Origin of the sequence: Pseudomonas sp. UBT (assembly GCF_050915955.1) — a bacterium.
GTDB lineage: Bacteria > Pseudomonadota > Gammaproteobacteria > Pseudomonadales > Pseudomonadaceae > Aquipseudomonas > Aquipseudomonas antarctica_A.
Map to the genome: position 1 here is coordinate 252,001 of NZ_CP168079.1, position 24,446 is coordinate 276,446.

The following is a 24,446-nucleotide window of genomic DNA, read 5'->3' on the forward strand; positions in this document are numbered from 1 at the left end:
AATGCGGTGTATCAGTTAGCAGATGTATAGCTGACCCACCGCATTCGCGAGCAAGCCCGCTCCCACAGGTGATTTGCATCGGTTTTCAGAACCCACAAAAAAGCCCCACCCGGCTTACGCCGAATGGGGCTTTGTACCACCCACCTCGCCTTACGCGACGTTCATGGTCTTGTGCGTCTCAATCAAATGCGCCACCACACCCGGGTCCGCCAGGGTGGAGATATCGCCCAACCCGTCGTACTCAGCCGTGGCAATCTTGCGCAGGATACGGCGCATGATTTTCCCCGAGCGCGTCTTCGGCAAGCCCGGCGCCCACTGGATCACGTCCGGCGAAGCAATCGGCCCGATCTCTTTGCGCACCCAGTTTTTCAGCTCCAGGCGCAACGCTTCATTTGGCTCTTCGCCGTTTTTCAGGGTGACATACACATAGATGCCCTGGCCCTTGATGTCATGCGGCACACCCACCACCGCCGCTTCGGCGACTTTAGGGTGAGCAACCATGGCACTTTCAATTTCGGCGGTGCCCATGCGGTGGCCGGACACGTTCAACACGTCATCCACACGACCGGTGATCCACCAGTAGCCATCTTCATCGCGACGGGCGCCGTCACCGGTGAAGTACATGCCACGGAACGTCTTGAAGTAGGTGTCGACGAAACGGTCATGGTCGCCGTACAGCGTGCGCGCCTGGCCTGGCCACGAATCGAGGATCACCAGGTTGCCTTCGGCAGCGCCCTCGATGATGTTGCCCAGGTTGTCGACCAGCGCCGGCACCACGCCGAAGAACGGCCGTGCAGCGGAACCCGGCTTGAGGGCGTGAGCACCCGGCAGTGGGCTCATCAGGGTGGCGCCGGTTTCTGTCTGCCACCAGGTGTCGACGATCGGGCAACGGGATTGGCCGACGTTCTTGTAGTACCAGTCCCACGCTTCAGGGTTAATCGGCTCACCCACCGAACCGAGCAAGCGCAGGCTGCTGCCATCTACACCTTCGCAGGCGGCGGTGCCGGAAGCCATCATCGCGCGGATCGCGGTTGGCGCGGTGTACAGGATATTGACCTTGTGCTTGTCGACGATCTTGCCGACACGGGTGATATCCGGGTAGTTCGGCACGCCTTCGAACAGCAGCGTGGTCGCGCCATTGGCCAGCGGGCCATAGACGATATAGGTGTGGCCGGTGACCCAACCGACGTCAGCGGTGCACCAGTAGACTTCGCCCGGGCGGTAATCGAACACGCGCTCGTGGGTCAGGGCTGCGTACAGCAAATAGCCGCCGGTGGTGTGCTGCACGCCTTTAGGCTTGCCGGTGGAGCCGGAGGTGTAGAGGATGAACAGCGCTTCTTCGGCGCCCATCTCTTTCGGCGCGCACACAGTGCCCGCCACTTTCATCAAATCTTCGTACCAGATGTCGCGATGCTGGTTCCACTTGATGTTGCCATTGGTGCGCTTGCACACAATGACCTTCTGGATGCTGCTGGTTTCCGGGTTGGTCAGGGCGTCGTCGACGTTGGCCTTCAACGGAATTTTCTTACCCGCACGAATGCCTTCATCGGCGGTGATAACTACCTTCGACTTACAGTCGATGATGCGACCGGCCAGGGCCTCAGGCGAGAAACCGCCAAACACCACGGAGTGAATCGCACCGATGCGGGTACAGGCCAACATGGCGACCACGGCTTCGGGGATCATCGGCATATAGATAGTCACTACATCGCCGCGGTGCACGTCCTGGCCACGCAGGGCGTTGGCGAACTTGCAGACTTCTTCATGCAGCTCGCGGTAAGTGATGGTGCGGCTTTCGGCAGGGTCGTCGCCCTCCCAGATGATCGCTGCCTGATCGCCACGCTCGGCGAGGTGGCGGTCCAGGCAGTTGTAGGAAACGTTCAGGGTGCCATCGGCAAACCATTTGATGTCGACGTGGTGGTCGTCGAAAGAGGTCTGCTTCACCACGGTGAAAGGCTTGACCCAGTCAAGGCGCTTGGCTTGCTCGCGCCAGAAGCCATCGGGGTTGACCACCGACTGCTGGTACATGGCCTTGTAGGTTGCCTCGTCGGTCAGCGTGTTGGCTGCTACTTCGGGGCGAACGGGGTACAGGGAAGCCGCACTCATCTTTCTTACCTCGGTGACATAGTTGTTGTTGTATGGCCCCTGTTGTAGCCGGGGTGGGCCTATAGAACCATTCGACGATGGTAGTAACAAGACCCTACAAAATACCCAGCTATCCCCATTTATGGCTCTGGCCCGCGGCCTGCGTGGCTTTGGCGCTGCATGAAAAAACCTTTACCACGGGATTGTTACAAAAACCGCCAATAGTGTTTATCAAAAGCACGGGTATATGAATATAACCCGCACGCCTAAAATCAGCTCCGCCAACACGGCACTGTGATTAACAACGTAACAGCCCCCACGAAGGCAACGTTAATCCGAACTCACCCACCCTAAGTTACACACGCGGCCTCATAAGGGCCCCGTGACCCCTTTCGCCCCGAAGAAGGTAAAAAGAGAAATGAAAGCTTTAGTAGTGATGGCCCTCAGCAGCTTGTGCGCAACCGCCGCCCTGGCCGACGAAGCCCCGACTGAGCTGGCTGGCCAGAACACCCCGATTGTTGAAGACTACACGTACAGCACGCACTTGGATGTGGCCAAAGTATTGTCAATGAGCACGGTTCCGGAAGTCTGCCAAGTTGTACCGGTACAAATGGAATATGAAGACTCACAAGGTAAACGCCATATTCTTAATTACCAGGTAATGGGCAACGGTTGCTCTAACGGATAATAACTTCTTATAAAGGCGTTAAACCCTGATCTTATTCGCCGCAAGAAATCGTTCTTGCGGCAAAGAGCCAGCTGACACACCTGGGTCCAAATGTGGGAGCGGGCTTGCTCGCGAAGGCGATACCCGCCACACCAACACCTCAAAACCCTGCACCCTTCCCAGCATTTTTACTCCCCGGAAGCCCACTTCCCCCGCCCTACAAAAAACATCCCACCGCCCGTCAAAAAAATCCTAGCCCAGCAAAGCCTTGCAAACACACGCCTTGGCCGAAAACCACACCATTTTGGCGCTCTGTCGTGACCATCCGCCGCAACACAAAGCCGAATTTTTCCCTATAATGCGCGGGTAAATCGGGCCTGCAATATCCCTTTACACCGGGATGAAGAGCCAGACCTGAGGCCTCCGCAGGAGCATGCATCTGTCGCTCCCCCCTCAAGCCTCACGCAGAGCACCCGTTCACCCAATTGCGTTTAATGCCTGCGCTAGCGGTTGCAACAAACGATTCCTTAAGATCCACCGCGGCCCGAGGGCCGTGTGAACACCCAACCATCCGGTTTCACACGGGCACCTTTGAGCCCTCACGCAGGAGACGACACGTCATGCTGAGCTGGGACGAATTCGACAAAGAAGAAGAAGGCGAAGTAGCCGCTAAAGGCGCCAACGCCGGCCACGCCACCGAAGCCAACATGGACCGCCTCGACGGTGCCGGCGCCGCTGCTGCGCTGGAAGCACGCAATGTGACTGCCAACGACTCCGCTGCGATCATCCGCGCCAAGGCCGCCCTGGACAAACTCGACGTCGCCGAAGGCCTCGCTGAGCTCGAAGGCTCCGCCGCCCGCGTCGCCGTTGACGAAAAGCGCATGATCAACTGCCGCGCCGACCTCAACCAACTCGTGCCATTCAAGTACGACTGGGCCTGGCAAAAGTACCTCGACGGCTGCGCCAACCACTGGATGCCGCAAGAGGTCAACATGACCGCCGACATCGCGCTGTGGAAAAACCCGGAAGGCCTGACCGACGACGAACGCCGCATCGTCATGCGCAACCTCGGCTTCTTCTCCACTGCTGATTCGTTGGTCGCGAACAACCTGGTGCTGGCCGTGTACCGCCTGATCACCAACCCGGAGTGCCGCCAGTACATCCTGCGCCAGGCCTTCGAAGAAGCGATCCACACCCACGCCTACCAGTACTGCATCGAATCGCTGGCCATGGATGAAGGCGAGATCTTCAACATGTACCACGAGATCCCATCGGTGGCTAAAAAAGCCGCCTGGGGCCTGAAGTACACTCGTTCGATCTCCGATCCGAAGTTCGAAACCGGCACCGTCGAAACCGACAAAGAACTGCTGCGCAACCTGGTCGCCTACTACTGCGTCCTCGAAGGCATCTTCTTCTACTGCGGCTTCACCCAGATCCTGTCCATGGGCCGCCGCAACAAAATGACCGGCGTGGCCGAGCAGTTCCAGTACATCCTGCGCGACGAGTCGATGCACCTGAACTTCGGTATCGACGTGATCAACCAGATCAAAATCGAAAACCCACACTTGTGGGATGCCGAGATGAAGGAAGAAGCGACCCAGATGATCCTGCAAGGGACGCAGCTGGAGATTGAATATGCTCGCGATACCATGCCGCGTGGGGTGTTGGGCATGAATGCGGCGATGATGGAGGATTACCTCAAGTTCATCGCGAATCGTCGTTTGTCGCAGATTGGCTTGAAGGAAGAGTATCCGGGGACGACGAATCCGTTCCCTTGGATGAGCGAGATTATGGACTTGAAGAAAGAGAAAAACTTCTTCGAAACCCGCGTGATCGAGTATCAAACCGGCGGCGCGTTGAGCTGGGATTGATTGATGTCAAAGCGCCATGCTATAACAGCTAAAGCCTAATGGATGCTTAGCTGAATAAATTTAAAGCCTCGCTAAAGCGGGGCTTTTTTATAGGGAAGAAAAATGCATACACCTATCTTGCTTGACTATCATGCAGAAAATGGCATTTCAAGAATAAGAAGTCTTTATATAGCAGAAAAATTATATATAGCACTTGAGGATGTCGTATTAACTCTCGCCAAAACGAATACAAATCTAAACAAAGATAATAAAACCGGACTAGGACAACTCATCAAAGCTCAGCTTGAAGTCTTAGATAGCGATGAACATCAGCACTTTCCCGTAGCCGGAGACAACTCAAGCTCTCCTAGAACAGAAGTTTTTATAACTGAGCCAGGCCTATACAGAATAATCTCAAGAGACAGCTCTCCAGCGAGTAAGTCGTTTCAACGCTGGATGTTCCACGAAGTAATACCCGCGGTACGAAAATTCGGCACTTATCCCGCCCCAACCAAACAGGGCGACTCCGAGATAATGTCACTAGCACAAAATTTAGCACAACATACCAACCTACTTATAAGAGAAATAGCAGAACGGGAGAAACTCGCAACAGAGACTAGACTTCGCTTCGAAGAAACCGAAAGACAATTGCAGGAAATCTCTCAAAAAATTGATACGATTTCGTTACCCAGTGGAAATGTTGAGCTAGTAGATGTAGAAACCCACTGCCAAACCTACAGCATAAATATAGACCTAAAGCACCTTAGAGCAATGTGCGCCAAGCTGTGCTTGGAACAAGGGATATCACAAGTAAAGAAAAAATCCGACATCCCTATGGACAATCTTTACCCTGCGCCAATTATTAATGAAGCAATCAAAATAATTCGGAACTAGCCATGAATGAGCTGACGCAATCAGAGTTACCGTTAGAGTTACCATCTGCATCATTTGGAGAAATTGATGGTATACAGATGGGAGTTCTAAACGATACCACACCGTATCTGACAGAGAGGGGGCTAGCCAGACTATGCGGTGTCAACCCAAAAACTATCAGTGACTTAGCCAACAACTGGCATGATGAAACTTTCAAGCCTCGCGGCAGAAAAATAAAGCAACTGCTGACTCAGCAGAACTTCACGTCCGATCGAATAGTCATAAAAACAGAGCAGAACGGCCAAAAAATCAGTGCATACCCTGACACCGTATGCATGGCAATACTTGAGTACTATGCATTCGACTCTGACAACACTGACGCTCAAATAGCGCAAAGAAATTTTCGACTTCTTGCTCGTCAAACTTTAAGAGTATTCATATACGAAGCCGTCGGATTCTCACCACAAGCACTAAAGCTCGACTCATGGAGACATTATCACGACCGAATACTCCTAAACAAATTACCAGCAGGTTATTTCAGCGTTTTTAGAGAGATCGCAGACATAGTCATATCTGCAATCGAGTCTGGATTAATAATAGACACTCATACTGTACCAGACATTAGTGTTAGCCAGATGTGGGCTAAACATTGGGCTTCTGCTGGTCTCGAAAAAACTCATGGGGAAAGAAAAAAATTCCCACATGAGTACCCAGATTACTTCCCACAGTCAGCGGCTAAAACAGAAGCTAACATCTACCCTCTCAGCTCTCTAGGGGAATTTAGAATTTGGCTGGAAAACACGTATCTGCCTCAAAAGTTCCCTGCCTATTTACAGAAGAAAATTGCACAAGGCTTAATACCTCAAAGCACCGCTGGAGCGCTCCTTATTTCCCTCAAGAAGCCTAAATAGGATCAAGAAAAGGGGGAGAATGAGGAGATATCTCCCCCTGAATAGTCTCCACGAGTCGCGAAACAACCCCTATCCAATCACTCTCCTGAAAACTAAAACTCCACCATTGGAGCCCTAGTTTTTACGTATCGAACACTCACACAAGCCAGATAAGATAAAGCCGCCAAAAGGAAAGAAATTGAAACTTATTACCCCCATTCAATCACGAGCCCCGCTGAAACAGAATGAATAATCTTGCGGGCTTGACCGCCATCAACCACCCACCTACCCTCTCGACTCGGCGCCTAAGAAACGCTTTAACCAGAGCGGCCCTCCGCACCCGACAGCCATGCGGCTTTTTTTCGCCAGCGGTTTCTCTACGCCTGTGAAAAATCCCCGTTATGTCGGGAGTGGGCGAATACAAGACCCGAAAGGGGAATATGTCCGGCCCGTCTCTGGTGGGTTTCTTAGCTCCCGACACCCATAACGCCTGCCCTAAGAAAGCAACCAGAGGTAACGGAAATGCCTGGATACTTTGCATCCCCTGCGAAGGTCATTCGCAGCACCCGCACCATTTCTCAAACACGCTCCAGCTCGGAGGTGTGTCATGAATGAACCTACCGTCTTCACCCGCCAAAGTCTGCAACTGCACGCCCTATTATTGGAGAACCAACCATGGTTCTGTGCTCGCGACCTTGGTCGCCTGATGGGGCTGTATCTGCATGAACGAATTGTCAGCAAGCTCGATGAGGACCAGCGGCAAACGCTGGAAATCTGCTATCACGGTCAGCCAGAAAACATGCTGATGATCAGCGAATCCGGCGTGTATGCATTGCTGGTGTATCACTACTCACCAGGGCATCGCCTGTTGCGTGAATGGTTGACCCATCAAGTCGTACCAACCTTGCGTGACAAGCATCAACCACGATCTAAAGACCGCCCGATGCTGAGCTTGCTGGATTGGCCGGAGATGTCGTTGAGTCTTCTGCATTGGCAGGATGAAGGCTGGATTCGGTTACGTGATATGCCGTATCTGTTGCTCAACAGGACTCGCCGGCGAGCACCGCCGAGCAAGACTTGGTTTCAAAAGATGGCAGAGTATTTCCAGCCATCAAGCCATTCGACACGCTGAAACCTCGAGGATAGTCCGTCCGGGCTGATGCTCGGACGGGCCACCAACGCGCATTTCCCAATCCAAGCTGTAACAATGCCGGATGCCTTCCGACGTTCATTCCTATGTCCGACCGGGTAAACTCCCTTGATCATTGCCAGTAAAAGCACAACATCACTACCTCTGGCTGATCTGAATTGCATAACCGTTATCAGCCTGAACCCATGCAGTGGGCACCAGTCACACAGTTATGAGAACCCGCTCCAAACGATCAAGGACCACCCGTGAACCCAGACATGCTCGAAGCCGGCCCCGTAGACGCCAAAGTACTTTCCGTCTTTGACTTCGACGGCACCCTGACCCATCACGACAGTTTCGTGCCATTCCTCAAGTTTGCCTTTGGTACCGGTGAGTTCTACGGCCGGATGGCGAAACTGGCGGTGCCTGGGCTGCGCTTTTTGCTGCGGCAGATCAGCCGGGATGAGTTGAAGGCGCAGTTGATCCGCACCTTTATGACCGGTGTGGAGAAGGCGTGGGTTCAGCAGCAGGCTGAGGCGTATTGCCAGCGCTATTGGACCAAGCTGATGCGCCCCAAGGGCTTGCAGTCGGTGGAAGATGAGGTGAAGTCCGGGGCGGTGGTGACCTTGTGTTCGGCGTCGCCGGCGTTGGTGTTGCAGCCGTTTGCAAATCGGCTGGGGATCAAGTTGATCGGCACTGAGCTCGAGGTGGTCGACGGGGTGTTGACGGGCAAGCTCACGGGGAATAATTGCCGCTGTGAGAACAAGGTGCTGCGGCTTGAGGCGGTGTATGGGGATTTGGGCGAGTATCGGCTGCGGGCCTGGGGCGATACGCGTGGGGATCGGGAGTTGTTGGCGGCGGCGCAGGATGCGCATTTTCGGCATTTTCATTCGAAGAAAAAGCAGGGCAAGTTGCAGCGGTGATGCGGCTGGATGGGGTCGGCAGGTGGACCGAGTCGATCCCATCGCTGCCTCGCTGGGGCTCGAGAGCTCCCACATTTTGAGCGGTGCCAGATGGATAGCGCACTAGCATGGGGTGCTGGGGGCGATGCAGATGGATGGGTTCGGCAGGTAGACCGAGGTGATCCCTTCGCAGCCTCGCTGGGGCTCGACAGCTCCCACATTTGATCTCTGTGGCTCGGGGATCGGCGCTTGGCATGCGCTTTATGTCGCGGCCTTGAGGTCTACGCCCAGGGCTGTTGCGAAGGCTTTTACCATCGGGCTTCTTGGCGCGTTGTGGCGCAGGATCAGGTTGAACGCGGTGCTCAGGTGAACCTGTTCCGGGCACAGTGCGCGCAGGCGCCCTTCCCTGACCAGTGGCGCGGCGTAGTGTTCCGGCAGGAAGCCGAGGAAGCGGCCGGTGAGGATCAGGATGGCGACGGCTTCAACCTGTGAGGCCGAGGCGGACTGGCTGTCGTAGGTGACGAAGTTGGCCTTGTCGCGGTGGATCGCATACCGGTGGTTGACCACTTCGTATTGGCGCAGCACTTCCGGCGTAATGTCGCTCGCATTGAACAGTGGGTGTCCTACGGCGCAGTAGGCGTGGGCTTTTTCTTCGTATAGCGGGAAGTAATCGAATTCTTCGCGGCGTTGGTACACCGGCACGATGCCGACGATCAGCCGCCCTTCCACCACGCCGCGTTCAACTTCGTCCAGTTGCGAGGCCTGTAGGCGCAATCTAATTTTCGGCGATTCGCTATACAGTTTCCCCAGCGCGGTAATCAGCGGCGAATTAACATCGGAGACGGTGTTATCAATAACGCCGACACTAAGGTCACCAATAAGCTCGTTTTGTGCCGAACTAAGCTTGTCGCGAAAACTGTCCACCGAGGTAAATAACTCGATGGAAGCCTGGTACACCAACTTGCCTTCTTCGGTCAGGCCAAAACCTTCGCGGCCCCGTGTGCACAGGCGCATGCCGATACGGATTTCGAGGTCGGAGATCTGTTTGCTGATGGCCGCCAGGCCCACGTTCAGCTCGTTTTGCGCGGCGCTGAAGCCGCCGGCTTCGACCACGGCCATGAACACGCGCAGCAATTTGAAGTCCAGCCCGCTCAGTTGCAGCGGCGGTCGTGTGCCGGGTTTGGGCGGCATGTTTCCAGAAGTGGAAAGTGGGGTTTCCATAATACGCGTTGACCTCAAGTGCCATATTCAACAGGCTTCAACCCAATCCTTGAACATAGCCAGGCGGCGATAATGAACATAAACATCCGCCCTTGGCAACCTTGAATATAGCGGGTTGAACAGCACACAGAGGCTGATTTAACACCTCGCAAAACCTGACACTACGATCAGGACTTTTTACTTTTTGACTGCCTCCGACTCTTCTAAAAACAAGCGTGAGGAACACCCATGTCCCAGCCCACCGACCGCCTTTGGGGCGCTCGTTTCAAGACCGGTCCGTCTGCTGCACTGGCCGCGTTGTCGCGTTGCCCTGAGCACTATTTCCGCCTGACGCCCTACGACCTGGCCGGTTCGCGTGCCCATGCCCGTGAGTTACAGCGCGCCGGTTTGCTGGATGAGTCAGAGACCCAGCGCACCGTCGAGGCCCTGGACCGTATCGGTGAGGACTTCGCCGCTGGGCGCCTGCATCCAACCCTGGATGACGAGGACGTACACACCTTTATCGAACGCGTTTTGACCGAGCGCCTGGGCGCCTTGGGCGGCAAGCTGCGCGCCGGGCGTTCGCGCAATGACCAAACGGCCAACGACCTGCGCCTTTTCCTACGTGACCATGCGCGCACCATCACCACCGAGGTGCTGGGTTTGCAGCAGGCGCTGGTGGAGCAGGCTGAGCAGCACGTCGACAGCATTTGCCCAGGCTTCACTCACTTGCAGCAGGCGCAACCGATTGTGTTTGCCCACCACTTGTTGGCGCACGCGCAGTCGATGTTGCGTGATGTGCAGCGCCTGGTGGATTGGGATGCGCGCACGGCGTTGTCGCCGTTGGGTGCTGCCGCAATGGCAGGCTCGGCGATTGCGCGCCAGCCGGAGCATTCGGCCAAGGAAATGGGCTACACCGGGCCGTGTGAAAACTCGATCGACGCCGTCGCCAGCCGTGACCATGTGGCGGAGTTTCTGTTTGTGGCGGGCATGCTCGGGGTGAACATTTCACGCCTGTCGGAGGAGTTTTGCTTGTGGTCGTCGCGCCAGTTTCGCTGGGTTGTATTGGACGATGCCTACGCCACCGGCAGCTCGATCATGCCGCAGAAAAAGAATCCGGACATTGCCGAACTGGCGCGGGGCAAGGCTGGGCGTTTGATTGGCAACCTGACCGGGCTGATGTCGACGCTCAAGTCGTTGCCGCTCTCGTACAACCGCGATTTGAGTGAAGACAAACACAGCGTGTTGGACAGCGTCGACACCTTGCTGCTGGTGCTGCCGGCGATGGCCGGGATGGTCGCAACGATGAAGGTGCAGGTGGAAGAGCTGCGGCGCCAGGCGCCGATGGGCTTCACCTTGGCGACCGAGGTGGCGGATTGGCTGGCCACGCGCGGTGTGCCGTTCAAGGAGGCGCATGAGATTACCGGCGCCTTGGTGCAGGCCTGTGAGAAGCATGAGATTGAATTGTGGGAAGCCTCGCCGGCGATGTTGGCGGAGGTGGATGCTCGGTTGCTGCCCGAAGTGCGTGACTGCTTGACCCTGGAGGCAGCGATTGCGGCGCGCAGTGGTTGGGGTGGGACGGCGCCGGAGCGGGTTCGCGAGCAGATTGGGCGGTTGAAGGTGGCGTTGGCTGAGCAGCAAAAGTGGGCTGAGAGTTATCAGGGGTTTCGGATTTAAGTCTGGGCATGTGTGATGAGCTCACTGGCGCTATCGCAGGCAAGCCAGCTCCCACATTTGACCGGGTTTCAACCGTTAGACCGCGTACAGCAGTTAGAGCGTTATTAGTTTTGGAGTAACACCATGAACCAAACCCCGGCGGAGCGCTTGGAAGCCGAGCGCAAGTTGTCCGAGAACCAGTTCGATATCACGCAGTACGAGCACGTGCCGCGTCGCTATTACGGGCGGATGTTTTTTGCCACGTTGATCGTGATCGCCCTGGCCGCGTTGTTGCGCGCATTTGCAAATGGCCAGATCGAATGGTCCTACATCGGGCAGTTCCTCACGTCTGAGGCCATCCTGTGGGGCCTGGTCAACACCATCGTCATGTCGATTCTGGCGATGGCGCTGGGTGTGGTGATCGGGGTGATCACGGCGATCATGCGCATGTCGGCCAACCCGATCCTGCGGTATGTGGCCATCACCTACACCTGGCTGTTTCGCGGTACGCCGCTGATTTTGCAACTGCTGCTGTGGTTCAACCTGGCGCTGATTTTCCCGGTGATCGCGATTCCGGGCCTGTTCAGCATCGACACCGTCGACCTGATGACGCCCTTCGTGGCCGCCCTGCTCGGCCTCAGTATCAACCAGGGCGCCTACACCGCCGAAGTGGTGCGCGCCGGCTTGCTGTCGGTCGACACCGGCCAGTACGAGGCGGCCAAGTCCATCGGTATGCCGAGCTTGCAAGCGCTGCGTAGGGTGATTCTGCCGCAGGCCATGCGGGTGATCATTCCGCCGGTAGGTAACGAGTTCATCAGCATGGTGAAAATGACCAGCCTGGCCAGCGTGATCCAGTATTCGGAGCTGTTGCACAACGCGCAAAACATCTACTACGCCAACGCCCGGGTCATGGAGCTGCTGATTGTGGCCGGCATCTGGTACCTGGCGGTGGTGACTGTTCTTTCATTTGGTCAAAGCCGCCTCGAGCGTCGTTTTGCCCGCGGCGCCGGCAAGCGTTCGTAAGCCTGGGTTGAGGAGATTTGCCCCATGAGAAGCATCGTCAAGGCCGTCAACCTGAACAAGTATTACGACGAATATCACGCGCTGCGCGACATCAATATCGAGGTCGAGCAAGGCGAAGTGATGTGCATCATCGGCCCGTCCGGCTCGGGTAAAAGCACGCTGTTGCGCTGTGTGAACCAGCTGGAAAAAATCGACAAGGGCGGCCTGTGGGTCGACGGCGAACTGGTGGGTTACCGCGTCGTCGGCAACAAGCTGCATGAGATGAATGAATCACAGATCGCCCGCCAGCGTCTGGCGACCGGCATGGTGTTCCAACGCTTCAATTTGTTCCCGCACATGACCGTGCTGCAGAACATCATCGAAGGCCCGGTGCAGGTGCTCAAGCGCTCGCCCAAGGAAGCCATCGAAGATGCGCTGGAGTTGCTGGCCCGCGTTGGCCTGGCGGACAAGCGCAATGCCTACCCGGTGGAGTTGTCCGGCGGCCAGCAACAGCGTGTGGCCATTGCCCGTGCGTTGGCCATGCGCCCCAAGTTGATGTTGTTTGACGAACCCACGTCAGCCCTCGACCCGGAACTGGTAGGCGAAGTGCTGTCGGTGATGCGCGATTTGGCCACCAGCGGCATGACCATGATTGTGGTCACCCATGAGTTGGGCTTTGCCCGCGAAGTCTCCAACCGCATGGTGTTTATGGACGCCGGCCAGATTGTGGAAGCCGGCAGCCCCGAAGAAATTCTAATAAGCCCACAAAACCCGCGTACCCAAAGCTTTATTTCTGCCGTTCGCACTTAACTAAAAAACTAACGAGAACGCCCCCATGAAAACATTGTTTATCCCAACGTTGCTCGCAGGCCTGATGGCTTCCACCTGTGTATTGGCGGCATTGCCGGCAGCAATCAAGGAAAAAGGCGAGATCAGCGCGGCCATCGTGCCGAACTACCCGCCGATGGATTTCAAAGACACCGCCACCAACAAGCTCACCGGCCTGGACTTCGACCTGGGCAACGCCCTGGCCGAGCGCCTGGGCGTGAAGATCAAGTGGCAGGAGACCGGCTTCGAGCAGATGCTCAGCGGCCTGACCACCAAGCGTGTGGACATCGTGCTGTCGGGCATGAGCGACACGGCCGAACGCCAAAAGGCTGTGACCTTCATCGACTACTTCACCAGCGGCCCGCAACTGTACACCCTGGCCAAGCGTGAAGACCTCAAGGAGTTGACTGACCTGTGCGGTAAAAAAGTCGGCACCAGCCGCCGTACCACCTGGCCGTCGGAAATTGCCGCGTGGAGCAAGGAAAACTGCGAAGCGGCGGGTAAGCCGGCCATCGTGGTGATCGGCACTGAAGGCTCGGCGGATGCACGGGCGCAGTTGCAGCAGAACCGCCTGGATGCGGCGATGCAGGGCAGCGAGACGATTCCTTATCTGATGTCGCTGGACAAGGGCAAGTACAAGCCGGTGGGCCTGGCGATTTCCAAGCAGTTCACGGGGCTGGGGATTGAGAAGAGCAACACCGAATTGGTCACGGCGATCAGTGAAGCGTTGCAGGGCATGATTGAGGATGGAACGTACGGCAAGATCCTGAAGAAATGGGACCTGGAGCAGGGTGCGGTCGAGAAAATCAGCATCAACGCCGGCCAGTAAACACCACAAACTCCTGTGGGAGCTGGCTTGCCTGCGATAGCAGTGGATCAGCTTGCATCTACATCGCCTGACTCACCGCCATCGCGGGCAAGCCCGGCTCCCACAGGGGATCTCCATTGAGCTTTAGAACAGTGCTCGGCTCGGCTGCGCATTTATGACAAGGACATCCACCCCACCGTGGCCACCTACTCCCTGGTAATCCGCCGCCTGATGATCTGCTCGGTGACCATCGTGGTCAGCCGCGCCATGACCAGTCCCTTGCTGGCCTTGCTGCTGAGCACCCGACTGGGTCTCAATCAACAGGACATCGGCCTGCTGATGGGCATCGCGGTGTTCATCGCCACACTGCTCGGCCTCTACGGCGGCTACATCATCGACCGCCTGGAAAAGCGCAAGCTGCTGATCCTGGCCATGCTCTCCAGCTCCATCGGCTTTCTGTTACTGACTTTTGCCAGCAACCTCTACCTCACCACCCTGACCCTGGTCATCACCGAAGCCGCGTCGGCATTATTCCTGATCGGCTCCAAAGCCATCATCAGCGAGAACTTGCCAGTGGGTGATCGGGCCAAAGTGTTTTCCTTACGCTACACACTGACCAACGTCGGCTATGCCACCGGCCCGATGGTCGGCGTGGTGATCGCCGGCCACATGCAACTGGCGCCGTTCCTGATCGCCAGCGCCATTGCGTTTGGCAGCCTGTTCCTGATGATCGGCATCCCGCCCACCCAGCGGGACGACAGCAACAAACCCTTAAGTTTTCTGACCACCCTGCGCACGTTGCGCAACGACCGCACGCTGATCCTGTTCACCAGCGGCAGTTTGTTGAGCACCATTGTCCACGGGCGCTACACCCTTTATCTGTCGCAGTTTTTGCTGGTGGCCTACAAGCCGGCCGAGGCGCTGAAGATTCTGTCGGCGGTGCTGGCCTGCAATGCCATTACCGTGATCTTGATGCAGTACCAGATCGGCCGCTTCCTCAAGCGCGAACAACTGCGCTACTGGATCGTGCTGGGCACCCTGCTGTTCATTGCCGGGCTGATCGGCTTCAGCCAGGCGCACAGCTTGCTCACGTGGTGCCTGGCGATGTTCGTGTTCACCTTGGGCGAGATGATCATCTACCCCTCGGAGTTCCTGTTTATCGACACCATCGCCCCGGATGCCCTGCGCGGCAGCTACTACGGCGCGCAGAATCTGGCGGCGTTTGGCGGGGCGATGAGCCCGGTGATTTGCGGTTATCTACTGATCAATGCGGCACCCGTCAGCATGTTTTATGCCCTCGGCGCACTGACCGCCGTGGGCGGCACCTTGTGTTTCCTGAGTGGACGGCGTGTAGCCAGCACGCCTCATATCTAAATGTGGGAGCACGCCCGCTCCCACACTTTTGATCTCCTTAACGGCGAAGTTTTGCGTAATATCCAGCAATTCATCTCACGGACCCGAGCCCCATGAAATTCGACACGGCCTACAGCCTGAGTCTCGATGACAAGCTGTCGATCTACGACGTACGAGACCTGAATTTCGACGAAACGGCCGACTTCGATTCCGACAAGGACCGTTTCCTGTGCCCCAACGATGAATGCCGCGCGGCATTTGATACGGGCAATACGTTGAGCACATTCAACGCGAAAAACGTCAATTACCTGCGCACACCGCACTTCAAGAACAAGACCAGCACCCGGCATATCGACGGCTGCCGCTATGCCAGCACGCACAAGACCGCAGCCGGCGAAAGTGACGACGAGCGCGAGGACAATTTCCCATCGGAATTTGTGCTGACACGGCGTCAGTACGAACGTAAAACGCCACGGGTTGGGTCCGAGGCCAGCGCCCCACAAGAGCCAACGAAAGCGCCTTCAACCCGCTCCGAACCATCCCACAGAGCAAGCGATTCAACCCCGGACAAAACCAGCGTATTCGCCCACCCGGTGGAATGCTACGTGTCGAACATCGACGACAAGGACAGGCTCAAGGCCATGCCGCTGAAGATCGGCGAGCACACCGCGACCTACTGGACGTTTTTCAAGAAAATCGAATACCTGCAGGACAACAACGGCCTGATCTACTGGGGCAGGATCAAGGCGATCAAGGACTACACCAGCAGCTTTCGCATCGACTTCGAAAAGAAGGTGTGGCTCGACAAGAAGCCCTACTCGGTCAATGTCTACCTGAGCAAAAAACTCATCGAGAACTACCGCAAGCGCAAGGCGTTCCTTGAGCAGATCAAGGCGGCGGTGGACAGTGAGCGGCCGCTGTACTGCTTCTTCTACGGCGTAACGCCGGCGTTGAAACAGGTGCCCAGCAAGAAGAACCCCGAGCAGACGTTCGGGGTGTTCAGCGCGAATATCGAAAACCTCGATCACCTGATCATTCGGGAGGCGCCAGGGGTGGAATGAGGGATAGCTGAAACGCTATAAAAAAATCCAGTTGATGAGCGGTCAAAACAACTGTACAAAAACACAGTATAGTTTGCCCTCCCCCGTCGAATCCTGGAGAAACCCCATGTCCTCTCTGGCAATGAGCTCTTTCGTAGAACAACAGATCGTCCTGCATCAATTCACCGCCAAGCACAGCGTGCAGGCCCGCGCGATGCTGGGCTGGAGCCGGGAAGACCTGGCCCGCCAGGCCGGGCTGGCGGTGGAAGCGGTTCAACGCTTTGAAAGCCAGGCCGATGCGGCTGATGAAACCCGCTTGGCATTGGCATTTCGGCTGGAGGCTGAAGGGCTGGTGTTTTTCCCGGGGTTTGCGCCGGGGTGGGGCATGAGTGCACGCAGGTTTGACCGCCCCCAGGCCGAGCCCAGCGCACAAGGCATCATTTCGCGACTGATGGGCTCAACAGCGGCATCAATTGATTCACCAACGCCGCAACCGAATGGTGCGTAGAGTCCAGCCGGATCACCGGGCAGGTCAATGGTTTCAGCCAGCTTTCATGCCGACGCAGGCTGCGTAGGCTGTGATTGCCCTCATCGTAACGGGCGGCCCAGGCGAGGAAAGCCACACTGTTTTCATGGCGGCTGCCTCCCGCCAGTACCCGGTCGCCGTAGCGTTGCACTTCACGCAGGCGCAGGCGGCTCAGGCGTATTTGCGGGTCCACACGCAGGAATACGACATGCGTGAACTGCGGGATCATGGCATCGCCCCAGCCGCACAGTGAGCCGGACACCACCCAGCCCTCGAGGTCGGCACTCTGTTCCACCAGCAGTCGGGTGCGTTCATCCCTCAGCCGAGCGACGGTGAAGGGCTCCGAGGTTTGCTGCCAGTAGAAGTCGTCGGAGTCAAAATAAGCGACATTCAGGCGTTCGGCCAAAGCCCTTCCCAAGCTTGTGGTACCGGCACCCGCCGCGCCGAGGATATGGACTCTGTAGGTCATGGCTTCCCTCAATGGCATTGAGTGTCATCACTCAGGCTTGCCGCGCCCGGCGCAACATTTAAAGCCCAGGTTTCGCGCTGATTTGAGCCGCCTGCTCGACGCCAGTCTAAGAACTGCAGCCCCTAAGACGTTAAGACCCTCGCCACTCACATCGTAGGAGAGTTCAGCGCGCCACGTAGTTGCTAGGGATGGCCTGACACGCAAGCGCTCATCTGTCGAAACGCGCACAGCAGCGTGGGCAGCGCATCACGCGCCCACCGGGCGCCATAAACCCAGAGTTTGGCGCCCTCTTCCAAAGGTTCGCACAGCGAGGGATACCCGTTTGTACAAGCCCCGTGAAACGCGGCGCTCTGCTCGTCAGATACCAAGGCGTCCAGGCGATGCGCTGTCACCAGCTCATCAATTTCATTAGAACGCTGCAGGCTGAATTGAAGGTTGTAATTCTCACGTCGGGCGTCCACCGGCACCAATTGCGCACCGGCCTGACGCAGAACCTCAAAGGCACGGCGCAAAGCCGCGCTGTGTTCGACGGGTTCGCGATGATCGCCGCACACATACCGATCCGCAAACCCGATGCGCCACCCCGACAGCATTTGGGAAGGCGTGAAGGTGGTGTTGTTCAGCACCAGGGGGACCTCCACCATCACCGGCCCAGTGGGGTCGACATCACTCACAGCGATGAGGGATAAGGCAGGGTCCCGCACGGCTCGCATGAGTGGCGCCAGGGTGTTATAGCCAGGAATGGGCGCGACGCCCCTGGAGTGCTCGGCAGCGAAGACGACACCCGCCAGGTTCGCTTTATCGGGGTGAGAATGAACGGGCACATGCGCCGAGCTCATCTCTTCGCCAGTCAATGGCTCCAGGTGACAGGGCATACCCAATTGCCAATGCGTCCTACAATCTTTTTCCATCAAAACCTGCACCCCGGGAATAACTTTCCCGGGATGATCGCACTCCCATCTGGCGTTTGTCGCAGGGCGGAAACACCCTGAAAAGACCTTTTTTAAAAGCCCCTTGCCTCAGCCCGCAGCGTGCTCTTGCGCGCCTTGAGTTTCTACGTCCAACCACCAGGCATGCCCGCGTTCGGGCTGGTTCAAGCTGAACGCCTGCCCCATCGCCGGCGTGGTAATCGACACGTTGCGCTCCCAGGCCAGGGCCATGATGCGGTCGAACGGTTCGTGCCAGGCGTGAAACGCCAGGTCAAAGGTGCCATTGTGAATCGGTAGCAGCCAGCGGCCCTTGAGGTCGATATGGGCTTGCAGGGTCTGTTCCGGCTGCATGTGCACGTGGGGCCAGTCGACGTTGTAAGCGCCTGTTTCCATCAACGTCAGGTCAAACGGGCCATATTGTTCGCCGATACGTTTGAAGCCATCGAAGTAACCCGTGTCGCCGCTGAAAAAGATCCGCCGCGCGCCGTCGATCATTACCCAGGAACACCACAAGGTCTGGTTGCCATCAAACAGGCCGCGCCCAGAAAAATGCTGCGCCGGCGAAGCGATAAACCGAATGCCATCGACCTCGGTGCCTTCCCACCAATCCAGTTGCCGGACTTTGCTGGCATCCACGCCCCATTTGACCAGAAGGTCGCCCACGCCTAACGGCGCGAGAAAGTAACGGGTTTTGTCGGCGAGTTGGACCACGGCGTTGCGGTCAAGGTGGTCATAATGATTGTGGGAAAGAATCACCGCCTCCAGCGGCGGCAAGTCTTCAAGGCTGATAGGCGGCTGGTGGAAGCGCTTGGGGCCGGCCCAACTGAACGGTGAGGCACGTTCGGCGAACACCGGGTCGGTGACCCAGAATTTACCGCGCATTTTCAGCAGTACGGTGGAGTGCCCCAGGCGGAACACGCTGTGATCGGGAGCGGCCAACAGCAGCTCACGCGTCAAGGCTTGCACCGGGATCTTGCCCACCGGGCGCGTACTGCGCGGCTTGTTAAACAGCATGTTCCAGAAAATACGCAACGTCTTGCCAAAGCCGCCATGCTGAACCGGGGCGTCGTTGCTGAAATTTCCTTGCGCCTGCTCGGCAGGCTTGAGCGCCGCAGGCGCTGGGTCGAGACGGGTTGATATCGTGGCCATTGCAGAGTGACTCCTACGGTCCGCTCATGAACTACACTGCACAGTGTAGTTTCTAGATTGCAACAAAACGCGAAGCAAGTAAACTGCCGAGTGTAATTTCCTCTAAGAGCCGAACGCCCCCCATGACTGCTCCCCTGCGCCTCACCGACCGTAAACGCGAAGCCATCGTGGCAGCTGCCATCGCCGAGTTTCGGGCTAACGGGTTCGAGGTCACCAGCATGGACAAAATCGCCGCCACTGCAGGTGTTTCCAAGCGCACGGTGTACAACCACTTCCCCAGCAAGGAAGAGTTGTTCGCAGAAATCCTCCACCAATTGTGGGCCAGCAGCGTTGCGCAGTTGGACGTGAGCTACGCCAGCGACCGACCGCTGCGCGATCAATTGCGCGGGTTACTGCAAGCGAAGATGCAGATGATGTCGGACACCAATTTCCTCGACCTCGCCCGTGTCGCGATTGCCGCCACTATCCATTCCCCGGAACGCGCGCAAGACATGGTCAACCGTCTGAGCAAACGCGAAGAAGGCTTCACCCAATGGGTACGTGCCGCACAGGACGATGGCCGACTTTCCTGCACCGACCCGGCCTTCGCCGCCCACCAGATACAAAGTCTGCTCAAAGCCTTCGCCTTTTGGCCGCAAATCACCCTGGGCCAACCTGTCCTGGATGCCGCCAGCCAAGCCAACGTGATCGAATCGGCTATCGATCTGTTCCTGGCGGGTTATGAAGTCAGCGCTTCCCGCCCGCAGTAAAACCCGATTGCATGAACCACATTCCAGGCTCTTTTTGCGTATTCACCGGTTGTGCCGCGCAAATGGCTTGGAAGGACACTGATTATTCCCACTCGAATAACTGACAATATTCACACTTATTATTCGAGCAACGGCTCTAACCGCTGACGCACGCTGTTGCATCTGCACAAAAGAGCTGACCCGGAACACTATGGAAAACAGATTAGGCAAAGGGCTGTCATTTGCCAGACGTATCTACAAGCCAAGAATCATCGGCCTGGGGGTTGGTTGTATCAGTGTCGTCGGCGCTCTTTACCCTCTGGCGATGCCAGGCTGGGTCTGGGCGTTCCTGCTATTCAATGGTTTTGCCTGGGCACATGTGGCGTACCAACTGTCCGTTCACTCGCCGTTTCCGTACCAAGCCGAACAGCGCAACCTGCTTTATGACTCGTTGTTCGTCGGCTTCTGGGCCGCCGCTGCCCAGTTCAGCCCTCTGACGGCCGTGACCATTATGTCAATGATGACCATGAACAACGTCGCCGCCGGCGGCAAGCGCCTGTTTCTGCGCGGGCTGCTGGCACAGGCCGCCGGCGTCGGCATGGCGTGGGGCTTGTTCGGCATCAAGTTCAACCCCAGCGTCAGCCTCATCCAGGTCTACACCTGCCTGCCGATGTTGGCGCTCTACCCGGTGGCCATCGGCATGGTCTGCTATCAGTTGGCGATCAAGCTGTCGGAACACAAGCGCGCCCTCAGCGCCCAGAGCCGCATCGACAGCCTGACCGGCCTGCTCAACCATGGTTCGTGGAAAGACCTGCTGAACCTCAAGTTCCATAAGTGCCAGCAGCAACACGGCCAAGCCACGATCGCCCTGATCGATATCGATCACTTCAAGCAGATCAATGACACTTACGGCCATATCGTCGGGGATGCGGTATTGCGTCAGTTGAGCCAGAAATTACGCCTGCACCTGCGACAAAACGACTTGGCTGGCCGTTATGGCGGCGACGAGTTCTGTGTGATTCTTCCGCAAATGCCGCTTGAAGAAGCGGCGCAGGTCATGGAACACATACGCGAACTATTTAGTAACTATCGTAATCCGCAGATCCCTGAGCTGCGCGTGAGCCTGAGTATCGGCCTGGCAGACTTCCGCCCTGTCTACAGCGATGCCGCCATGTGGCTCAACGCCGCGGATCGCGCGCTGTACGCGGCCAAGGACACAGGCCGTAACCGGGTTACTGTCAGCGACTACGTCATCGCTCATTCCGCCTAAGTTGTCATACAACATCTCGTCTGAATCTTCTGTCAGCACCCCACAGCGATAGCATAATGCCTCCATTGGTCGCCTGCCCCATGATGGTCCTGCTCTGGCAGCGAACTTCTTGGCAGGCTTATCACTCTGAGTCCGTTGTTCAACCCCCTCTGTCAGCATCAGGAAGCTGACAATGAGCAAGTCAACCGTAAGGCCCAGGGCCGTACGGGGTCAGGCGCACATTCATGGATACTTTAGACGCGTGCTTCCCCGAGCCCTCGAACATGCTATTCAACGCCCATAAAAAAACCATCAGTACCCTGCAACACACCAACGCCCAGCAAGCCAGCATGCTGGATGCCATCGAACGCTCCATGGCAGTGATCGAATTCGACCTGCAGGGCGTCGTGCTGCGGGCCAATGACAACTTCCTCAAGACCATGGGCTACCGCGCCGAACAGATCGTGGGCCAGCCCCACCGAATGTTCTGCACGCCCGCCTTCGCCCGCAGCGCCGAGTACAACCAGTTGTGGACGCAATTGCGCAATGGCCAATTTCAGTCCGGCACCTTCGAACGGGTGGCTGGCAGCGGACAGTCGGTGTGGCTGGAGGCCAGCTACAACCCGGTGCGCAATGACACGGGCCAGGTGATCAAAGTGGTGAAGTACGCCATGGACGTCACACCGCGCCTGCAAACCGAAAGCGAAGCCAACGCCAAACTGGGCGCCATCGACCGCGCCATGGCGGTGATCGAGTTCAACCTCGACGGCACCATCATCACGGCCAACGGAAACTTCCTGCAGCGCATGGGTTACACCCTGTCGCAGATCCAGGGCCAGCATCACCGCGTATTCTGCAAACCGGAGCTGGCGAATAGCTCGGCATACAGCGAGTTCTGGAAACGTTTGAACCAGGGCGAGCTGTTCAGCGGCCAGTTCGAGCGCATTGATAAAAACGGCCAGACCGTGTGGCTCGAAGCCAACTACAACCCGGTCTACGACGCCAGCGGGCGCCTGTGCAAAGTGGTCAAATTCGCCTCCGACGTCACCGCCAGGGTGCAACAGCATGCCGCCGACGCCGCGAGCGCCAACCAGGCGTACCACATCTCCATGAACACCCGGGACATTGCCGAAAAAGGCGCCGACGTGATTCAGCAAACCGCCAGCGGCATGCGCGCGATCGCTGCCGACATTGACGGTTCCTCGCAACTGATCGCCAAGCTGGGCGAGCGTTCGCAACAAATCACCGCCATCGTCAACACCATTCGCGGGATTGCCGACCAGACCAACTTGCTGGCGCTGAACGCGGCCATCGAAGCGGCGCGCGCCGGTGAGCAAGGCCGTGGCTTTGCCGTGGTGGCCGATGAAGTACGGCAATTGGCGGCACGTACCAGCGGCTCGACGGCGGAAATTTCCAGCATGATCGCGATGATCCAGGACGAAACCCGCCAAGCCATCGAGAGCATGGACAGCACCCGCGACCGTGCGGCGCTTGGGGTCGACCTGGCCAACCGTGCAGGCACGGTCATCCTGCAAATTCGCGAGGGCACTACCGAGGCGGTGCAAGCGGTGAGCGCGTTTGCCAACGAGCGGGGCAATCACTGACCGGTTCTTCATGTGCCTGGCTGGGGGCTCGGTCTATAGTGCTTGCTTGTCTTAACGCTTAGGATTCGAGCCCGCCATGACCCCAGACGTCACGCCCCCTGCAAAGCCGCAAGCTGCGCCCGTCGACCACTTGCGTTTCCACCGAGGCCACGCCCACCTGGCGACGACCTTCGGCAACGACACCTTCGCCCTGAAGGCCGAAGCCTTCGCGCGCTTCTTTGGTACCCCGACGTTCCTCGGCGCGCAAACCGTGATCGTCCTGGTGTGGATCGTGCTGAACATCACCGGCATCACCCAATTCGACGTGTACCCGTTCATCCTGCTCAACCTGGCTTTCAGCCTGCAAGCCGCCTATGCCGCGCCGTTGATCCTGCTGGCCCAGACGCGTCAGGCCGCCCGCGACAAAGCCCAGTCCGACGCAGACGCGCAACACCGCGAAGCCATCGCCATCGCCAACACCGAACGCCAGGCCCAGGCCGAACAGACCACCCAGCAACTGCTGGATTTGCTGGAACAGAACACGCGGCTGACGGAAATGACCAAGAAGCTCACCGAGCGTATTGAGACCCTGACGTGCGAAATGCATGAACACTTCGTGCGAAAACCCTAACGACGCGACCAGCGCACATGCCTTCCCAACTCATCAAACAACGCGACCACCGAACGCAGCGCCCGGCAATCCGGGCGCGTCAACAACCACAGCGCCGTGTCACGTCCCGCCAGAGTGGGGCCCAGGGGCTGCAAACCATCCGCCAATAGAAAATCCGGCAGCGCAGCCACCCCCAGCCCCGCGCGCACCAGCTCGGTGACCGACAGCATGCTGTTGCAGCGATAACTGGGGCGCACACCCGGCAAGTGCTCGCGGCGCCAGGCGACAGTGGGGTGGTCGGGCAGGAAGTCATCCGGTGCGATCCAAGCCAAATCGGCCAGCTCCCGCCCTTCGTGCCGCCGCACGAAATCTGCACTGGCGCACACCTGATAGGCCACCGTGCCCAGGCAGCGGCCGACAAGATGTTCCGGCGGTGTCTTGGTCAGGCGCAGGGCGATATCCGCATCGCGACGGCTGAGGTTGGCAAAATCGTTGGAGGTGCTCAGTTCCAGCGTCAACGCCGGGTAATCGGGCATGAACCGCGCCAACGCCGGCAACAGCAGGCCTTGCAATACCGAATCGGTACAGGTCAGGCGCACGGTACCGCTGATCACTTCGCCGCCCTGCTCCACCCCAATGCGCGCCGCCTCCAACGCTTGTTCTGCATGCTCGGCCTGCTGCGCCAGATTGCTGGCCAAGCTGGTGGGCAGGTAGCCGGCGCGGCTTTTTTCAAACAAGGTCTGGCCCAGCGCCGCTTCCAATCGCCGCACCGCGCGGAACACCGTGGACACATCCACCCGCAACAGTGCCGCCGCCCGTGCCAGGGTACCGCCGCGAACCAGGGCGAGGATCAGCGACAGGTCGGAGTAGTCAATTTGATAGTGCGTGGCTGCATTGAGCATATGGGCAAACGCCAATTT

22 protein-coding genes and 2 pseudogenes are annotated in these 24,446 nt (G+C 57.7%); 18 read left to right on the forward strand and 6 right to left on the reverse strand.

The features are described from left to right. Nucleotides 1-150: 150 nt before the first annotated feature. Nucleotides 151-2,106, reverse strand: a complete 1,956-nt coding sequence (acs, locus tag ACDZ94_RS01150; protein ID WP_064453800.1) for an acetate--CoA ligase — start codon at nt 2,104-2,106, stop codon at nt 151-153. A 397-nt stretch (nt 2,107-2,503) separates the two neighbouring features. Here acs and ACDZ94_RS01155 point away from each other — a divergent pair, with 397 nt between their 5' ends. From ACDZ94_RS01155 to ACDZ94_RS01180, 6 genes are all read left to right on the forward strand, one after another. Continuing rightward, entirely contained in the window at nt 2,504-2,773 is a 270-nt protein-coding gene (locus tag ACDZ94_RS01155; RefSeq protein ID WP_432750957.1) for a DUF2790 domain-containing protein, read from the forward strand. A gap of 599 nt (nt 2,774-3,372) precedes the next feature. Further along, nucleotides 3,373-4,623 (forward strand): ribonucleotide-diphosphate reductase subunit beta, encoded by a 1,251-nt coding sequence (locus ACDZ94_RS01160; RefSeq protein ID WP_262666088.1) that lies wholly within the window; start codon nt 3,373-3,375, stop codon nt 4,621-4,623. Nucleotides 4,624-4,725: 102 nt separating this feature from the next. Further along, complete coding sequence (locus tag ACDZ94_RS01165; protein ID WP_432750958.1) at nt 4,726-5,496, forward strand: BRO-N domain-containing protein; 771 nt, start codon at nt 4,726-4,728, stop codon at nt 5,494-5,496. Nucleotides 5,497-5,498: 2 nt separating this feature from the next. Next, nucleotides 5,499-6,386: a hypothetical protein gene (locus ACDZ94_RS01170; RefSeq protein ID WP_432750959.1), complete on the forward strand. Its 888-nt coding sequence runs from the start codon at nt 5,499-5,501 to the stop codon at nt 6,384-6,386. A gap of 586 nt (nt 6,387-6,972) precedes the next feature. Then, nucleotides 6,973-7,497, forward strand: coding sequence for a BRO-N domain-containing protein (locus tag ACDZ94_RS01175; RefSeq protein ID WP_432750960.1), 525 nt, complete (start codon nt 6,973-6,975; stop codon nt 7,495-7,497). A gap of 275 nt (nt 7,498-7,772) precedes the next feature. Beyond that, a complete protein-coding gene (locus tag ACDZ94_RS01180; protein ID WP_064453804.1) occupies nt 7,773-8,417 on the forward strand; it encodes an HAD-IB family hydrolase in 645 nt (214 codons plus the stop codon). 240 nt (nt 8,418-8,657) lie between these two features. Here the strand turns inward: ACDZ94_RS01180 and ACDZ94_RS01185 are convergent, their stop codons facing one another. Continuing rightward, nucleotides 8,658-9,617, reverse strand: a complete 960-nt coding sequence (locus tag ACDZ94_RS01185) for a LysR family transcriptional regulator (RefSeq protein WP_432750961.1) — start codon at nt 9,615-9,617, stop codon at nt 8,658-8,660. A 228-nt stretch (nt 9,618-9,845) separates the two neighbouring features. Here ACDZ94_RS01185 and argH point away from each other — a divergent pair, with 228 nt between their 5' ends. The 7 genes from argH to ACDZ94_RS01220 all read left to right on the forward strand — a co-directional run bounded on the left by argH (nt 9,846) and on the right by ACDZ94_RS01220 (nt 16,791). Next, complete coding sequence (argH, locus tag ACDZ94_RS01190; protein ID WP_432750962.1) at nt 9,846-11,273, forward strand: argininosuccinate lyase; 1,428 nt, start codon at nt 9,846-9,848, stop codon at nt 11,271-11,273. Between the two features lie 123 nt (nt 11,274-11,396). Then, nucleotides 11,397-12,275, forward strand: coding sequence for an amino acid ABC transporter permease (locus ACDZ94_RS01195; protein WP_017134649.1), 879 nt, complete (start codon nt 11,397-11,399; stop codon nt 12,273-12,275). A gap of 24 nt (nt 12,276-12,299) precedes the next feature. Beyond that, the gene (locus ACDZ94_RS01200) at nt 12,300-13,064 is read left to right on the forward strand and encodes an amino acid ABC transporter ATP-binding protein (protein ID WP_064453807.1); all 765 of its coding nucleotides are present in this window, start codon (nt 12,300-12,302) and stop codon (nt 13,062-13,064) included. Between the two features lie 25 nt (nt 13,065-13,089). Next, complete coding sequence (locus ACDZ94_RS01205) at nt 13,090-13,911, forward strand: ABC transporter substrate-binding protein (RefSeq protein WP_064453808.1); 822 nt, start codon at nt 13,090-13,092, stop codon at nt 13,909-13,911. A gap of 177 nt (nt 13,912-14,088) precedes the next feature. After that, nucleotides 14,089-15,264, forward strand: a complete 1,176-nt coding sequence (locus ACDZ94_RS01210; protein ID WP_432750963.1) for an MFS transporter — start codon at nt 14,089-14,091, stop codon at nt 15,262-15,264. A 92-nt stretch (nt 15,265-15,356) separates the two neighbouring features. Beyond that, a complete protein-coding gene (locus tag ACDZ94_RS01215; protein WP_262666099.1) occupies nt 15,357-16,304 on the forward strand; it encodes a hypothetical protein in 948 nt (315 codons plus the stop codon). A 106-nt stretch (nt 16,305-16,410) separates the two neighbouring features. Next, entirely contained in the window at nt 16,411-16,791 is a 381-nt protein-coding gene (locus tag ACDZ94_RS01220) for a helix-turn-helix domain-containing protein (protein ID WP_082895945.1), read from the forward strand. Here ACDZ94_RS01220 and ACDZ94_RS01225 read toward each other — a convergent pair. From ACDZ94_RS01225 to ACDZ94_RS01235, 3 genes are all read right to left on the reverse strand, one after another. Then, nucleotides 16,721-17,278, reverse strand: coding sequence for an AAA family ATPase (locus ACDZ94_RS01225; RefSeq protein ID WP_432750964.1), 558 nt, complete (start codon nt 17,276-17,278; stop codon nt 16,721-16,723). The two genes, ACDZ94_RS01220 and ACDZ94_RS01225, sit on opposite strands and share 71 nt — an antisense overlap. Nucleotides 17,279-17,460: 182 nt before the next feature. Then, on the reverse strand, nt 17,461-18,189 hold the full coding sequence (locus ACDZ94_RS01230; protein WP_237140863.1) for a hypothetical protein: 729 nt from the start codon (nt 18,187-18,189) through the stop codon (nt 17,461-17,463). A gap of 108 nt (nt 18,190-18,297) precedes the next feature. After that, nucleotides 18,298-19,356 (reverse strand): MBL fold metallo-hydrolase, encoded by a 1,059-nt coding sequence (locus tag ACDZ94_RS01235; RefSeq protein WP_064453814.1) that lies wholly within the window; start codon nt 19,354-19,356, stop codon nt 18,298-18,300. 122 nt (nt 19,357-19,478) lie between these two features. Between ACDZ94_RS01235 and ACDZ94_RS01240 the strand changes: the two genes are divergently transcribed. The 5 genes and pseudogenes from ACDZ94_RS01240 to ACDZ94_RS01260 all read left to right on the forward strand — a co-directional run bounded on the left by ACDZ94_RS01240 (nt 19,479) and on the right by ACDZ94_RS01260 (nt 23,547). Further along, complete coding sequence (locus ACDZ94_RS01240; protein WP_064453815.1) at nt 19,479-20,105, forward strand: TetR/AcrR family transcriptional regulator; 627 nt, start codon at nt 19,479-19,481, stop codon at nt 20,103-20,105. A gap of 190 nt (nt 20,106-20,295) precedes the next feature. Then, on the forward strand, nt 20,296-21,354 hold the full coding sequence (locus ACDZ94_RS01245; protein ID WP_221295514.1) for a diguanylate cyclase: 1,059 nt from the start codon (nt 20,296-20,298) through the stop codon (nt 21,352-21,354). 353 nt (nt 21,355-21,707) lie between these two features. Beyond that, nucleotides 21,708-22,340 (forward strand): annotated as a pseudogene (locus tag ACDZ94_RS01250) (PAS domain-containing protein); the annotation flags it as partial. A gap of 159 nt (nt 22,341-22,499) precedes the next feature. Then, nucleotides 22,500-22,937, forward strand: a pseudogene (locus ACDZ94_RS01255) (methyl-accepting chemotaxis protein); the annotation flags it as partial. A 76-nt stretch (nt 22,938-23,013) separates the two neighbouring features. Further along, nucleotides 23,014-23,547 carry a DUF1003 domain-containing protein gene (locus tag ACDZ94_RS01260; protein ID WP_407017282.1) on the forward strand — a complete coding sequence of 178 codons (534 nt, stop codon included), beginning with the start codon at nt 23,014-23,016 and terminating at the stop codon, nt 23,545-23,547. On the opposite strand, the gene ACDZ94_RS01265 is transcribed toward ACDZ94_RS01260, so the two are convergent. Further along, on the reverse strand, nt 23,544-24,428 hold the full coding sequence (locus ACDZ94_RS01265) for a LysR family transcriptional regulator (RefSeq protein WP_064453819.1): 885 nt from the start codon (nt 24,426-24,428) through the stop codon (nt 23,544-23,546). The genes ACDZ94_RS01260 and ACDZ94_RS01265 overlap by 4 nt on opposite strands. Between the last annotated feature and the right edge of the window lie 18 nt (nt 24,429-24,446).

Excerpts from the sequence above, each read along its gene's own strand:
- acs (WP_064453800.1), bottom strand. The coding sequence starts at position 2,106 with ATGAGTGCGGCTTCCCTGTACCCCGTTCGCCCCGAAGTAGCAGCCAAC.
- ACDZ94_RS01155 (WP_432750957.1), top strand. The coding sequence starts at position 2,504 with ATGAAAGCTTTAGTAGTGATGGCCCTCAGCAGCTTGTGCGCAACCGCC.
- ACDZ94_RS01160 (WP_262666088.1), top strand. The coding sequence starts at position 3,373 with ATGCTGAGCTGGGACGAATTCGACAAAGAAGAAGAAGGCGAAGTAGCC.
- ACDZ94_RS01165 (WP_432750958.1), top strand. The coding sequence starts at position 4,726 with ATGCATACACCTATCTTGCTTGACTATCATGCAGAAAATGGCATTTCA.
- ACDZ94_RS01170 (WP_432750959.1), top strand. The coding sequence starts at position 5,499 with ATGAATGAGCTGACGCAATCAGAGTTACCGTTAGAGTTACCATCTGCA.
- ACDZ94_RS01175 (WP_432750960.1), top strand. The coding sequence starts at position 6,973 with ATGAATGAACCTACCGTCTTCACCCGCCAAAGTCTGCAACTGCACGCC.
- ACDZ94_RS01180 (WP_064453804.1), top strand. The coding sequence starts at position 7,773 with ATGCTCGAAGCCGGCCCCGTAGACGCCAAAGTACTTTCCGTCTTTGAC.
- ACDZ94_RS01185 (WP_432750961.1), bottom strand. The coding sequence starts at position 9,617 with ATGGAAACCCCACTTTCCACTTCTGGAAACATGCCGCCCAAACCCGGC.
- argH (WP_432750962.1), top strand. The coding sequence starts at position 9,846 with ATGTCCCAGCCCACCGACCGCCTTTGGGGCGCTCGTTTCAAGACCGGT.
- ACDZ94_RS01195 (WP_017134649.1), top strand. The coding sequence starts at position 11,397 with ATGAACCAAACCCCGGCGGAGCGCTTGGAAGCCGAGCGCAAGTTGTCC.
- ACDZ94_RS01200 (WP_064453807.1), top strand. The coding sequence starts at position 12,300 with ATGAGAAGCATCGTCAAGGCCGTCAACCTGAACAAGTATTACGACGAA.
- ACDZ94_RS01205 (WP_064453808.1), top strand. The coding sequence starts at position 13,090 with ATGAAAACATTGTTTATCCCAACGTTGCTCGCAGGCCTGATGGCTTCC.
- ACDZ94_RS01215 (WP_262666099.1), top strand. The coding sequence starts at position 15,357 with ATGAAATTCGACACGGCCTACAGCCTGAGTCTCGATGACAAGCTGTCG.
- ACDZ94_RS01220 (WP_082895945.1), top strand. The coding sequence starts at position 16,411 with ATGTCCTCTCTGGCAATGAGCTCTTTCGTAGAACAACAGATCGTCCTG.
- ACDZ94_RS01225 (WP_432750964.1), bottom strand. The coding sequence starts at position 17,278 with ATGACCTACAGAGTCCATATCCTCGGCGCGGCGGGTGCCGGTACCACA.
- ACDZ94_RS01230 (WP_237140863.1), bottom strand. The coding sequence starts at position 18,189 with ATGGAAAAAGATTGTAGGACGCATTGGCAATTGGGTATGCCCTGTCAC.
- ACDZ94_RS01235 (WP_064453814.1), bottom strand. The coding sequence starts at position 19,356 with ATGGCCACGATATCAACCCGTCTCGACCCAGCGCCTGCGGCGCTCAAG.
- ACDZ94_RS01240 (WP_064453815.1), top strand. The coding sequence starts at position 19,479 with ATGACTGCTCCCCTGCGCCTCACCGACCGTAAACGCGAAGCCATCGTG.
- ACDZ94_RS01245 (WP_221295514.1), top strand. The coding sequence starts at position 20,296 with ATGGAAAACAGATTAGGCAAAGGGCTGTCATTTGCCAGACGTATCTAC.
- ACDZ94_RS01260 (WP_407017282.1), top strand. The coding sequence starts at position 23,014 with ATGACCCCAGACGTCACGCCCCCTGCAAAGCCGCAAGCTGCGCCCGTC.
- ACDZ94_RS01265 (WP_064453819.1), bottom strand. The coding sequence starts at position 24,428 with ATGCTCAATGCAGCCACGCACTATCAAATTGACTACTCCGACCTGTCG.